Genomic DNA, 13,091 nt, shown 5'->3' with positions numbered 1-13,091 from the left:
ATGAGGATCGTCCGCTTCCTCGTCAGGCGGCTGCTCCAGCTCATCCCGGTGCTGCTCGGAGTGGTCGTCCTGACCTTCCTGCTGGTCCGGGTGCTGCCCGGCGACCCGATCCGGACCATCCTCGGCCCGAACGCCACACCCGAGGACGCCGCCGCCGCGCGGGCCCGCTACGGCCTCGACCAGCCCGTCGTGAAGCAGTTCCTCGACTACCTCGGCGGGCTGGTCACCGGCGACCTCGGCACCTCCATCCAGAGCGGCACCTCGGTCGGCGCGGAGATCGGGCTGCGCATCGGCCCGACCTTCGAACTGGTCGTGCTGGCGCTCGCGGTGGCCCTGGTGGTCGCCGTGCTGCTGGGCGTCTGGTCGGCGCGCCGCGCCGACCGGGCGGGCGACCACGGGGTGCGGCTGCTGGCCCTGGTCGGCAACTCGATGCCGGAGTTCTGGCTCGGGCTGGTGCTGATCCTGGTCGGCTACAGCGTGCTCGGCTGGTTCCCCGCCCCCAGCGGGCGGGTCGACCCCGACACGAACCTGACCCCGCTCACCGGGGCCGACCTGCTCGACGCCGCGCTGACGCTCAACGGCCCGGCGTTCGGGTCGGCGCTGGCGCACCTGATCCTGCCGGTGGCGACGCTGGCGATCGTGGTCGTCGCGCCGCTGCTGCGCAGCGTGCGGGCCTCGGCGCTGGAGGTGCTGCACTCCGAGCCGTACATCGCGGCCACCGCCCACGGCCTGGGCGGGCGCACGCTGCTGCGCGGCTACCTGCTGCGGGCGACGCTGGCCCGGCTGCCGTCGCTGGCCGCGCTGGTGTTCGGCACCTCGATCGGCTCGACCGTGCTGGTCGAGTACGTGTTCTCGTGGCAGGGCTTCGGCCAGTGGGCGCTGCGCGGCCTGCTCTACCGCGACTACCCGGTCGTGCAGGCGTCGGTCCTGGTGATCGCGTTCTGCTACGTCGTGGTCTTCCTCATCGCCGACGTGGCGCAGGCCGCCCTCGACCCGCGCGTGCAGATCTGAGAGGTGGTCGTCATGGCTGAGACCGTCGTCGTCGGCACGGCCCGTCCGGGCCGCTTCGCCACCGTCCTCATCGTCACCGGCTCGGTGATCCTGGCCGTCGTCGCGCTGGCGGCGATCCTCGCGCCGCTGCTCACCGGCTGGGGGCCGACCGAGATCGACCCCCTCGGCACGCTCGTGCCGCCCGGCCCCGGCCACCCGCTCGGCACCGACGCCAACGGCATGGACGTCTGGAGCAGGCTCCTGCACGCCGGCCGCCTCGACCTCGGGATCGCGGTCGCCGGGGTCGCCGTGGCCGTCGTCGCCGGGACCGCGCTCGGCCTGGTCGCCGGTTACCTCGGCGGCTGGGTCGACGACGTGCTGATGCGCGTGGTCGACGTCTTCCAGGCGTTCCCCACCTTCATCCTCGCGCTGGCGGTCGCGGCGCTGGTCGGCAACGGCACCGGCAACCTGATCGCGGTGATCGCGGCGGTGAACGCGCCCGCCTACGCCCGGCTGGTCCGGGCCGAGGTGCGCACCGTGCGCGAGTCGGCGTTCGTGGCCGCGGCCGTCACCTCGGGCGCCTCGACCTTCGGGGTGGTGTGGCGGCACGTGCTGCCCAACAGCCTGACCCCGGTCAGGGTGATCGCGCCGCTGAACGCCGGGTGGGCGATGCTCACCCTCGCCGGGCTCTCGTTCCTCGGGCTGGGCGTGACCGTCCCGGCCGCCGAGTGGGGCGCGATGATCAGCCTCGGCAGCCCCGACGTGGTGGCCGGGCGCTGGTGGACCTCGGTCCCGCCCGGCCTTGTCCTGCTCATTTGCGTGCTCGGCTTCAGCCTCCTCGGCGAGGGCCTCCAGGAGCGCGCCGAAGCGAAGCGGCGGTGAGCCCCGTGGATCCAGACCTGCTCTCGATCGAGGATCTGTCGGTCGTCATCCGCCGGCCCGGCCGCGAGGTGGCCGCGCTCAGCGGCGTCTCGCTGCGGGTCGGCCGGGGCGAGGTGGTCGGCCTGGTGGGGGAGAGCGGCGGCGGCAAGAGCATGGTCGCCCGCTCGATCGTCGGGCTGCTCCCCGGCGGGTCGCACGCCACCGGCGCGGTCCGCTTCGAGGGCGACGACGTGCTCCGCATGGACGCCGGCGCGCTGCGCCGCCACCGGGGGCACGGCGCGGCCATCTGCTTCCAGAACCCGCGCGGCGCGCTGAGCCCGACCCGGACCGTGGGCCGCCAGCTCACCGACCGGCTGACCACCCACCGGCGGCTCACCGAGGCCGAGGCGCGGCAGGCGGCCGAGGAGCAGTTCGCGGCGGTCGGCATCCGCTCGCCGCGGCGGCGGCTGGGCGCCTACCCGCACGAACTGTCGGGCGGCATGGCGCAGCGGGTGATGATCTCGCTGGCCACCGGCTGCGCCCCCGGCCTGCTCATCGCCGACGAGCCCACCACCGGCCTCGACGTGACGCTGACCAAGGAGATCCTGCGCCAGTTCCGGCACGCCGCCGACGCCGACGGCCGGGGCGTGCTGCTCATCTCCCACGATCTGGCCTCCGTCGCCGGGGTGTGCGACCGGGTCGTGGTGCTCTACGCGGGCACCGTGGTGGAGAGCGGCCCGGCCGCGCGGGTGCTGGGGCGGCCCGCCCATCCGTACACGCGGGCGTTGTTGCGGTCGGTGCCCGACGTCGACGGCCGCGCGGTCGTCGCCACCCCGGGCGCGATGCCGCTGCTGACGGCGGCCCCGCGCGAGTGCCCGTTCGCGCCGCGCTGCGCGCACGCCACCGCCGAGTGCACCGCCGACCGGCCCTCTTCGCGTCCGGTGCCCGGGGCCGCCGACGACTGGACGCTGGCCTGTTTCCACCCCCGTACCGACGAACTCGCCGTTTCGGAACCCGCCGAGACGCCCGAGCGGGTGACGGCGGCGGCCGAGACCGTGCTGGAGGTCGACGACGCGCACGTGGTCTACCGCAGCCGCTTCGGCAAAGGCGGTCACGCCGCGCTGCGCGGGGTCAGCCTGCGGGTGGCGGCGGGCGAGACGCTCGGCGTCGTGGGGGAGAGCGGCTGCGGCAAGAGCACCCTCGCCAAGCTGCTGCTCGGCCTGGTGCCGCCCGCGCGCGGCGACGTGAAGGTCGCCGGGGCGCGCATGTCCGACCTGCGCGGGCGTGAGCTGCGCCAGTTGCGGACCCGCGTCCAGATGGTGTTCCAGGACCCGATCGGCTCTCTCAGCCCGCGCCGCACCGTCGCCGACGCCATCGGCGAACCGCTGCGCGCCCTCGGCCTGCCGGCGGCCCAGCGGGCCGAGCGCGTCGAGGCCGTGGTCGACCGGCTGGAGCTCGACCGCTCGATGCTCACCCGCCACCCCCACGAACTCTCCGGCGGGCAGGCGCAGCGGGTGTGCATCGCCCGCGCGCTGGCCGGCGAACCCGACGTGCTCGTCTTCGACGAACCGACCTCGGCGCTCGACGTCACCGTGCAGGCGCAGATCCTCGAAGTGATCGCCGGCGTGGTGCGCGACCCGACGCGGGGCTCGGTCTTCATCTCCCACGACCTGGCCACCGTGCGCGGCTTCGCCGACCGCGTGATCGTGCTCTACCTCGGCCGCATCGTCGAGGAGGGCCCGGTCGAGGAGGTCTTCGGCAACCCCCGCCACCCCTACACCCGGGCGCTGCTGGCGAGCGCGCCCAGCCTCGGCGCCGGCTTCGCCGGCCCGAAGGTGACGCTCACCGACGACCTCGACGACACCGAGGCCGACGCCACGGGGTGCCCGCTGGCCGCGCGCTGCCCGTTCGCCGACGACCGCTGCCGGGCCGAGGAGCAGGAGCTGCGGTCCTACGGGGCCGCCCGCGCGGCCTGCCGCCGGGTGCCCGAGATCCCCGATCTGCTGAAAGGTAGTGACATCCGTGTCTGATCGCACCATCCGGCTGGCCGTCGACATCGGGGGCACCTTCGTCGACGCGATGGAGCTCGACTCGCGCACCGGCCGGGTCAGGTTCCGCAAGGCGTCCACCACCCCGGCGCGGCCGTGGGAGGGGGTGCTCAACGCGATCGAGGCGCTCGGCACCGACCTGTCCCGGGTGGAGCTGTTCATCCACGGCACCACCCTCGGCCTGAACGCCGTGCTGGAGCGCCGGGGCGGTCCGACCGGCATCATCACCAACGAGGGCTTCCGCGACGTCTTCCTCATCGGCCGGGGCAACGTGCCGCCCGACCACATGTACGACTTCCAGTACGAACGCCCGCGGAGCCTGGTCAAGCGCCGCCACACGGCGGGCGTGAAGGGCCGGCTCGACTACCGGGGCCGCGTGGTGGAGGACCTCGACCCCGACAGCGTGCGCGCGGCGGCCCGCACCCTGGTCGAGGAGCACGGCGTGCACGGCATCGCCGTCTGCTTCCTGCACTCCTACCTCAACCCGGCCCACGAGCGGCAGGCGGCCGACCTCATCCGCGAGGCGTATCCGCAGGTCAGCCTGTCACTCTCGACCGACATCGTGCGCGAGTACCGCGAGTACGAACGCACCAGCACCACGGTGCTGGAGGCCTACATCCGGCCCATCTTCGAGAGCTACGTCGACGAGTTGGAGGCCGGGCTGGCCGCGCGCGGCTTCGGCGGCCGGTTCCTCATCATGCGCTCGGGCGGCGGCTCGATGACGTCGGCGGTGGCCAAGACCTCGCCCACGCACACGGTGTTGTCCGGCCCGGCCGGGGGCATCGTCGGCGCGGCCTACCTGGCCGACGCCCTCAAGCGCGACTACCTGCTGACCTTCGACATCGGCGGCACCTCGCTCGACGCGTGCGTCATCGAGCGCGGCTCGGCGGTGGCCGCGTACGAGGCCCAGCTCGAACACTTCCCGCTGCTCATCCCGACGTACGACATCCGCACCATCGGCGCGGGCGGCGGCTCGATCGCCTGGCTCGACCGGGGCCTGCTCAAGGTCGGCCCCGAGAGCGCCGGGGCCGACCCCGGCCCGGTCTCCTACGGCCGGGGCGGCACCCGGCCCACGGTCACCGACGCCGCCGTCGTGCTCGGCTACGTCGACCCCGACCGGTTCCTCGGCGGCGAGATGGGCCTGCACGCCGACGCCGCCCGCGCGGCGCTGGCGGAGCAGATCGCCGGGCCGCTCGGTTTGCCGGTCGAGTCGGCCGCCGCCGGGGTGTTCGACGTGCTGCTGGCCAAGACGGTCGGCGCGGTCCGGCAGATCACCGTGGAGCGCGGCCACGACCCGCGCGTCTTCTCGCTGCTCGCGTTCGGCGGGGCCGGGCCGCTGCTGGCCCCGCTGCTGGCCAGGGAGATGGGCATCCGCGAGGTCGTGGTGCCGTTCGCGCCCTCGGGCTTCTCGGCCTGGGGCATGTTGTCGGCCGACATCGTCGGCGACTTCTCCCGGACCGTCATGGCGACCCTCGACGACCTCGACCTCGCCGACCTGGACGACCGTTTCCGCGAGGTCGAGGCCGAGGCGGTGGCCTCGCTGACGGAGCAGGGCATCCCCGCCGAGCTGGCGATCCTGGAGCGGCAGCTCGAACTGCGCTACCTGGGCCAGGAACACACACTCACCGTCCCGGTCGGCCGCGACCTCGACGCGGAGACCGTCCGGGTCGCGTTCGAGGAGCTGCACCGCGCCCGCTACGGCCACGCGATGGACAACCGGCTCCAGATCCTCAACCTGCGGGTCCGCGGCGTCGGCCGGGCCGACCGCCCCGAACTGACCCGCCCGCCGCGCGGTGAGAAGGCCCCCGTGCCGACGTACCGGCGGGCCTACGACTTCGGCACCCGGGCGCTGACCTCGTTCGCGGTCTACGACCGGGCCGACCTCGCGCCCGGCGACGCCTTCGCCGGTCCGGCCCTGGTCGACGAGGGCACGTCCACGACCGTGGTGCCCAGCGGCCAGCGGGTCGAGGTCGACGAATACGGCCACCTGCTGGTGACCCTCGACGGGGAGGCGTGATGACCACGCTCGACGGCGCGACCGTGGAGGTCGTGCGCAGCTACCTGCTGTCGGCGGCCGAGGAGATGCGCGCCACGCTGGTGCGCACCTCGTTCAACCCGGTGATCTACGAGGTGCACGACTTCGGCATGTCGATGTACGACGCCGGCCTGCGCCTGATCGCCGAGGCCACCGGCCTCACCTTCTTCCTCGGCGCGAACGACTTCGCCCTCCGCAAGGGCGTCGAGTACGTCGGCCGCGACAACCTGCACCCCGGCGACGTGGTGCTGATGAACTATCCGTACTGGAACTCCGCGCACGCCTACGACGCGACCCTGTTCGCGCCGGTCTTCGAGGGCGCCGACCTGGTCGGCTTCCTGTGCGTGCGGGCCCACTGGATGGACCTGGGCGCGAAAGACCCCGGCTACGTGCTCGACTCGACCGACATGCACCAGGAAGGGCTCATCTTCCCCGGGACGAAGGTCGTCTCCCGGGGCGAGCCGGTGCACGAGATCCACGAGCTGATCCGGTTCAACTCGCGCATGCCGAACGAGGTGCTCGGCGACCTGCACGCCCAGATCGCCGCCCTGCGTACCGGCGAACGGCGGTTCCTGGAGATCCTCGCCAAGTTCGGCCGCCCGACCGTCGAGGCCGCCGTCGAGCGCATCATCGCCGACGGGGAGGCGCGCACCCGCGCGGCGCTGGCCGCGCTGCCGCAGGGGTCGTGGACGGCGGTCGACTGGGTCGACGACGACGGCATCACCGACGACCCGGTGAAGATGCAGGTCACCGTCACGATCGACGACGGCGGCTTCACCGTCGACTTCGCCGGGTCGGCCCCGGCGACGGCCGGGCCGATCAACATGCCCTACGGCGCGACCGAGGCGATCTGCAAGGTCGTGCTCAAGTCGCTCACCTCGGCCGACCAGCCGTCGAACGAGGGCACCGTCGCGCCGCTGACGGTGAAGGCCGAGCCGGGCACGCTGTTCCACGCCGTCTACCCGCAGCCGACGTTCACCCTGTGGACCGGCATCGTCGCCGTCGAGCTGATCCTCAAGGCGCTGGCCCAGGGCATGCCCGACCGGCTGGCGGCCTCCTCGGGCGGCGACGTGCCGGGCTTCATGATGGTCGGCGTCCACCCCGACACCGGGAAGTTGTTCGCGGTCAGCAACAACGACCCGGTCGGCTGGGGCGCGACCCCCGGCCACGACGGCATGCACGCCGCCACCCACGTCTCCGGCAGCACCGGCCGCACCACCCCGATCGAGGTGCTGGAGGCCAAGACCGGCATGTTCTTCGAGCGGGTCGAGATCCGCACCGACTCCGGCGGCGCGGGCCGGCACCGGGGCGGCGCGGGCCTGCGGCGGGACATCCGCTTCGTCACCGAGGGCGAGTTCCTGTCGGTGATCAAGAAGACCCGATCCCGCCCGTGGGCGCTCGACGGCGGGCACGAGCCCGACCCCAACCAGGTGATCGTCTTCCCGGGCACCGACCGGGAGGAGCGCGTCAGCACCCGCCGCACCGCCGTGTCGCCGGGCGACCGCGTCACCCTGCTCACCGCGGGCGGCGGCGGCCACGGCGACCCGCGCGACCGCGACCCCGAAGCCGTCCGCGACGACGTCGCCGAGGGGTACGTCTCCCCGCAGGCGGCCCGCGACCTCTACGGAGTGGACGCCGATGACTGACGGCACCACCGTCGAGGTCGTGCGCAGCCACCTGGTCTCGGTCGCCGAGGAGATGCGCGCCACGCTGGTGCGCACCTCGTTCAACCCCGTCATCTACGAGGTGCACGACTTCGGCATCTCGATCTACGACCCCGCGTTGCGCCTGGTCGCCGAGTCGACCGGCCTGAGCCGGTTCCTGGGCGCCAACGACTACTCGATCCGCAAGGGCGTCGAGTACGTCGGCCGCGACAACCTGCACCCCGGCGACGTGGTGCTGCTCAACTATCCGTACTGGAACGCCGCCCACTCCTACGACGCGACCCTGTTCGCCCCCGTCTTCGACGGCGAGCTGATCGGCTTCGTGTGCGTGCGCGCCCACTGGATGGACCTGGGCGCGAAGGACCCGGGCTACGTGCTCGACTCGACCGACATGCACCAGGAAGGCGTCATCTTCCCCGGGACGAAGGTCGTCTCGCGCGGCGAGCCGGTGCACGAGATCCACGAGCTGATCAGGTTCAACTCGCGCATGCCCGACGAGGTGCTCGGCGACCTGCACGCCCAGATCGCCGCCCTGCGCACCGGTGAGCGCCGCCTGGTCGAGCTCGACCGGCGTTACGGCCGTGCCACCGTCGCCGGGGCGATCGACACCGTGATCGCGGTGGCCGAGGCGTCCACCGCCGACGCCCTGGCCGCGCTGCCGCAGGGGTCGTGGACGGCCGAGGACCTGCTCGACGACGACGGCGTCACCGACGACCCCGTGAAGATGCGGGTCACCGTGACCATCGCCGACGGGACCTGCGTCGTCGACTTCGCCGGTTCCTCGCCCGCCGTCGCCGGCCCGGTGAACCTGCCGCTCGGGGCGACCATCGCCACCGCGCGGGTCGCGTTCAAGGCGATCACCACGCCGGGCGAGGCCGCGAACGCGGGCCACTTCACCGCCCTGACCGTGCGGGCCGAGCCCGGCACGCTCTTCCACGCGGTCTACCCGGCGGCCACCTTCACCCAGTGGACCGGCACGGTCGCGCTCGAACTCATCTACAAGGCCCTCGCGCAGGGCATGCCCGACCGGCTGCCCGCCTCCTCGGGCGGCGACGTGCCGGGTTTCATGATGGTGGGCGTCCACCCCGACACCGGGAGGTTGTTCGCGGTCAGCAACAACGAGCCGGTCGGCTGGGGCGGCGCCCCGCACCACGACGGCATCGGCCCGGCCAACCACCTCGCCCAGACCCAGGCCCGCATCACCCCGATCGAGGTGCTGGAGGCCCGGACCGGGATGTTCGTCGAGCGCCTGGAGATCCGCACCGACTCCGGCGGGCCCGGACGGCACCGGGGCGGCCCCGGCCTGCGCCGGGACATCCGCTTCGTCACCGGGGGCGAGTTCCTGTCGGTCGTCAAGAAGACCCGATCGCGCCCGTGGGCGCTCGACGGCGGGCACGAGCCCGAGCCCAACCAGGTGATCGTCTTCCCCGGCACCGACCGGGAGGAGCGGGTGAGCACCCGCCGCACCGCCGTCTCGCCCGGTGATCGCGTCACCGTGCTGACGGCCGGCGGCGGCGGCCACGGCGACCCCCGCGACCGCGACCCGGCCGCCGTCCGCGACGACCTCGCCGAGGGGTACGTCTCCCCGCAGGCGGCCCGTGACCTGTACGAAAGGAAGAACCCTTCATGAACTCGACCGTGCTGACCGGCTGCACGGTGGTCGACGCCCGCGTGCTCGACGGCGTCGGCCCCCTGCGCGACGCGGCGGTGTGGGTGCGCGGCGACCGCATCGCCGCCGTCGGCCCCGCCGGCGACGTCCTGGCCGAGGCCGGGCGAGACCACCGCCGCGTCGACCTGGGCGGCGCCTACCTGACGCCCGGCCTGGCCAACATGCACACCCACCTGTCCCTGTCGCTGCCCGGCCAGGGCGGCGACGCGGTCAAGGGCCTGAGCCCCCACGACCTGGCCTTCTACATGGCCGACGGCGCCCGCCGCACCCTCATGTGCGGGGTCACCACCGTCCGCTGCGTCGCCGAGAAGGACCACGCCGACTTCGCGCTGCGCCGCGCCGTCACCGCCGGCCGCGCGACCGGCCCGCGCATCTTCACCGCCGGACGCGCGCTGGTCTCCACCGGCGGCCACGGCCACGAGGGCACCGACACCCTGGAGTGCGACGGCGCCGACGGCTTCCGCCAGGGGGTGCGCAGCCAGGTCAAGGCCGGGGCCGACCTCATCAAGGTGATGATCTCAGGCGGCATCGCCGGCGAGCACGAGGACATCCACACCCGCCAGCTCTTCACCGACGAGCTGACCGCCGTCATCGAGACCGCGCACGCCTGGGGCCGCAAGGTCACCGCCCACGCGGGCCCCGCCCCCGTCATCGCCGAGGCCGTCGAGCTGGGCCTCGACTGCGTCGAGCACGGCTACCAGCTCACCCCCGAGGTGGTCGCCGCGATGGCCGCCCAGGGCACCGCGCTGGTGCCGACCCTGCTGGTCACCCGCTGCAAGGCGTTCTTCGACGAGCTCGGCGTACCGGAGTGGATGCAGCAGCGCTCGCTCGGCGCGGGCCCCCGCCACCTGGAGAGCTACGCCCTGGCCCTGGCGGCGGGCGTGGAGGTGCTGCTCGGCAGCGACATGCCCCCGTTCTGGGACTTCGAGGGCACCAACGCCACGGTCCGCGAACTGGAGCACATGTCGGACGCCGGCCTCGGCCCCGCCCGCGCCCTCTACGCCGGCACCCTCGGCCCGATCCGCTGGCTCGACGCCGAGGCCGACCTCGGCACCGTCGAGACCGGCAAGTACGCCGACCTCGTCGCCATGGACGCCGACCCGCTGGAGTCGGCGTCGGCGTTCCGCGGCGTGCGCTGGGTGATGTCCGGCGGCCGGATCGTGCGCGACGACCGGAACGGCGGGTCGGCCCTGTGACCGGCTTCGACGTCACCACCCGCGGCACCTCGGCGGCCGACGTCGCCGCCGCCATCGACGACATGTACGACGCCTTCCTGGCGGGCGACCGCCCCCGGTTCGACAGCCACCTCCACCCCGAGGTGACCACCTGGGAGAGCCACCTGCCCGGCCCGCTGCGCACCCGCGCCGAACTCGACGCCTACCGCGCCGAACGGGACGCCGCCGGAGCCCGCCCGTCGCTCGACTCGCTGCGCGCCAGGGAGATGCGGGTGGACGTGTGGGGCGACACCGCCGTGGCCCGTTACGTGCTCGTCGCGGTCGCGCCGGGCGGCCCGCCGGAGCACACCCGGGTCACCGACGTGCTGCGCCGCACGGCCGCGGGCTGGGCCATCGTGCACCACCACGCGGAACTCGTCCGCGATGTTACGTGGGAGTGAACAGGGCCTCGTCAGAACAGCCGGGGGGTGACCACGGACACCACCGTGGTCACCTCGTCGGTGTCGTTGTAGAGCCGGTGCGGCACGCTCGACCGCAGGTGCACGCTGTCTCCCGGCAGCAGCCGGTGCTCGACCCCGTCGACCTCGTAGAGCAGCTCGCCGTGCACCACGTAGGCGAACTCCTCGCCCCGGTGGCCGTAGGACTCCTCGCGCTTCCCGCCCGGCGCGATGTGCACCAGCATCGGCTCCAGCACCAGGTCAGGACCCCGGTCGGAGAGCATGCGGTAGGTGGTCTGGCCCGAGACGTACTGCGTCGCGCCGTCGTCGCGGCGGGTCAGCGTGAAGTGCAGCGGCGGCGCGGCCGGCTCCGACCGGGGCTCCGGATCGTCGGCGCTGAAGAACTCCGGCACCGGCCGGTCGAGCGCCTTGGCCAGGCTGTTGAGCGCGGTCAGCCCGATGGAGGAGACACCCCGCTCGACCTGCGACAGAAACCCGATCGACAGCCCCGACTGGGCGGACAGCCCGCGCAGGGTCAGCCCCCGCTCGGTGCGGAACTGCCGCACCCGCGCGCCGACCAGCACCTGCTGGCCGTCGTCGTCGGCACGCCGCTCACTCCTGGCCACCTGAACTCCCCATGACTCACGACGGAACTGTTCGATGGTATCGAACAATACGAAGGTCGGCTATGTGATCATGCTGTGACCTGGGCTTGTGAGACTTCCCCGGGTGAAGCGAGTGATGGCCGTGACGCTGGTGGCGGCGGGTGCCCTGGTGGCGCCCGCGCAGCCGGCGTCGGCGGCGAATGTCGATCCGATCAGGGCGCTGACGGCGCAGTTCGTCACCGGCAAGGGCGTCAAGCTCAAGACGGTGCTGCAGGTGCGGCCGAAGGGCGGCAAGGGGAGCGTCACCCAGGAGCTGGGCTCGATCCAGTTCGGCCCGAAGGGCCCGATCGCGTCCGACCTCAACGAGAAGACGCGCTACGACAAGGGCTTCTTCGACGACGCCGACAACGACGAACGCGGCGTCCGCAAGGCCGCCGAGACCCCCGGCCGGGTGATCTCCCTGCCGAAGGCCACCTACGTGCAGGGACCGCGCGCCGGACAGGGGCTGCCGGAGGGCAAGTACTGGGTGCGCAAGCGCCCCCTCCCGCCGGTCCCGGCCGGCGTCATCGTCGACGTGTTCGAGCCGAACACGGTCAAGACGCTGATCGCCAAGGCGAGCTCCAACCGCGGCGGCGTGGTGAAGGGCACCACCACGAGCGCGAAGATGGCGGCGCTCTCCCCGGTGTTCCGCAAGCAGTTCGGCCCCGGCGGCAAAAGCGAGAGCGGCCGGATCTCCACGATCGCCTACACGTTCTCCTTCGGCAAGGACGGCCTGATCACCCGCCTCAGCGTCAAGATGCGCACGCCCGTCGGCGGCGGAACCGTCGTCGACTACACCTCCGACACCCGCCTCTACAACTGGGGCACGAAGGTCGCCGTCGTCGCCCCCCGCGCCGAAGCGGTGATCGACGAGAAGGACGTCAAGAGGTGAACGTGAAGACCGTGTCGGAGAACCCCTCCGACGCGGTCCAGACTAGCCTGGCCCGGACATGCGTGGCGTTGCGGACGAAGGTCACCTTCCGCCCGCCGTCGGAGACGGCGGCCCGCGCCCAGCCGTCGAACTTCCGGGTCAGGTGGTGCCGCCACTCGGAGAGGTCCTCGACGGCCACCGCGGCGATCGACTCGGTCGGCGGCTCGCCGTCGGAGCAGTAACGCCCGAAGTTCGCGATCGCCGTGACCGTGCCGCTCTTCTCCTGGAGCTTGATGCTCTGACAGGGATCGGTTTTGGTCTTGTAGACGAGACGTGATCGCGACCACGCGCCCGTCTTCGGATCGAAGTGCTGCTCGAACAGCCCCCGGCCGCTCTCGTAGCGCATCGCGACCCGGCGCCCGTCGGGCAGCGCCAACTCCTCCGAGGGCCGTTCGGGCAGCGCCTCGACGGGCAGCGCCTCGACGGTCGGGGCCGGGGTGACGGCCGGCCGGGCGACGGGCGGGTCGTCGCCGCAGCCCGTCGCGGCCACGAGCAGCGTCAGGCCGACCAGGGCGCCCGCTGCTCGCATCATGCCTTCAGGCTAGCGGTGAACCTTTCAGCCACGACGGGGGACCGGTCCAGGTCACCGTACAAAGGAGATCGGCACGCTGGTCGAGCCGACGCCGGGATGCGACTC

Annotated in this window: 11 protein-coding genes; 9 read left to right on the top strand and 2 right to left on the bottom strand. The window is 73.1% G+C overall.

Annotated features, from left to right (window positions below; all coding sequences use genetic code 11):
* From AW274_RS25730 to AW274_RS25695, 8 genes are read left to right on the top strand one after another with little or no spacing between them, the layout of a single operon-like run.
* Entirely contained in the window at positions 1-1,011 is a 1,011-nt protein-coding gene (locus AW274_RS25730) for an ABC transporter permease (RefSeq protein ID WP_062437071.1), read from the top strand.
* Between the two features lie 12 nt (positions 1,012-1,023).
* The gene (locus AW274_RS25725) at positions 1,024-1,872 is read left to right on the top strand and encodes an ABC transporter permease (protein WP_062437962.1); all 849 of its coding nucleotides are present in this window, start codon (positions 1,024-1,026) and stop codon (positions 1,870-1,872) included.
* A gap of 5 nt (positions 1,873-1,877) precedes the next feature.
* Positions 1,878-3,881 carry an ABC transporter ATP-binding protein gene (locus tag AW274_RS25720; RefSeq protein WP_198169411.1) on the top strand — a complete coding sequence of 668 codons (2,004 nt, stop codon included), beginning with the start codon at positions 1,878-1,880 and terminating at the stop codon, positions 3,879-3,881.
* Positions 3,874-5,916, top strand: a complete 2,043-nt coding sequence (locus AW274_RS25715; protein ID WP_062437069.1) for a hydantoinase/oxoprolinase family protein — start codon at positions 3,874-3,876, stop codon at positions 5,914-5,916. The genes AW274_RS25720 and AW274_RS25715 overlap by 8 nt, the downstream gene beginning before the upstream one ends.
* Positions 5,916-7,580 (top strand): hydantoinase B/oxoprolinase family protein, encoded by a 1,665-nt coding sequence (locus AW274_RS25710; protein ID WP_062437067.1) that lies wholly within the window; start codon positions 5,916-5,918, stop codon positions 7,578-7,580. The genes AW274_RS25715 and AW274_RS25710 overlap by 1 nt, the downstream gene beginning before the upstream one ends.
* Entirely contained in the window at positions 7,573-9,228 is a 1,656-nt protein-coding gene (locus tag AW274_RS25705; protein WP_062437064.1) for a hydantoinase B/oxoprolinase family protein, read from the top strand. The genes AW274_RS25710 and AW274_RS25705 overlap by 8 nt, the downstream gene beginning before the upstream one ends.
* Positions 9,225-10,463, top strand: coding sequence for an amidohydrolase family protein (locus AW274_RS25700; RefSeq protein ID WP_062437062.1), 1,239 nt, complete (start codon positions 9,225-9,227; stop codon positions 10,461-10,463). The genes AW274_RS25705 and AW274_RS25700 overlap by 4 nt, the downstream gene beginning before the upstream one ends.
* Positions 10,460-10,882, top strand: coding sequence for a nuclear transport factor 2 family protein (locus tag AW274_RS25695; RefSeq protein WP_198169410.1), 423 nt, complete (start codon positions 10,460-10,462; stop codon positions 10,880-10,882). Before AW274_RS25700 ends, AW274_RS25695 begins: the two co-directional genes overlap by 4 nt.
* 11 nt (positions 10,883-10,893) lie before the next feature.
* Here the strand turns inward: AW274_RS25695 and AW274_RS25690 are convergent, their stop codons facing one another.
* Positions 10,894-11,505, bottom strand: coding sequence for a helix-turn-helix domain-containing protein (locus tag AW274_RS25690; RefSeq protein WP_062437059.1), 612 nt, complete (start codon positions 11,503-11,505; stop codon positions 10,894-10,896).
* 103 nt (positions 11,506-11,608) lie between these two features.
* On the opposite strand from AW274_RS25690, the gene AW274_RS25685 reads away from it, so the two are divergent.
* Entirely contained in the window at positions 11,609-12,415 is an 807-nt protein-coding gene (locus AW274_RS25685) for a hypothetical protein (RefSeq protein WP_157520720.1), read from the top strand.
* Here AW274_RS25685 and AW274_RS41500 read toward each other — a convergent pair.
* Positions 12,405-12,986 carry a hypothetical protein gene (locus AW274_RS41500; protein ID WP_198169409.1) on the bottom strand — a complete coding sequence of 194 codons (582 nt, stop codon included), beginning with the start codon at positions 12,984-12,986 and terminating at the stop codon, positions 12,405-12,407. The genes AW274_RS25685 and AW274_RS41500 overlap by 11 nt on opposite strands.
* Positions 12,987-13,091: the final 105 nt, after the last annotated feature.

Origin of the sequence: Herbidospora daliensis, assembly GCF_001570585.1 — a bacterium.
GTDB classification, from domain to species: domain Bacteria; phylum Actinomycetota; class Actinomycetes; order Streptosporangiales; family Streptosporangiaceae; genus Herbidospora; species Herbidospora daliensis.
The sequence above is the reverse complement of the archived record's forward strand: the minus strand, read 5'-3'. Positions and strand labels throughout refer to the sequence as shown.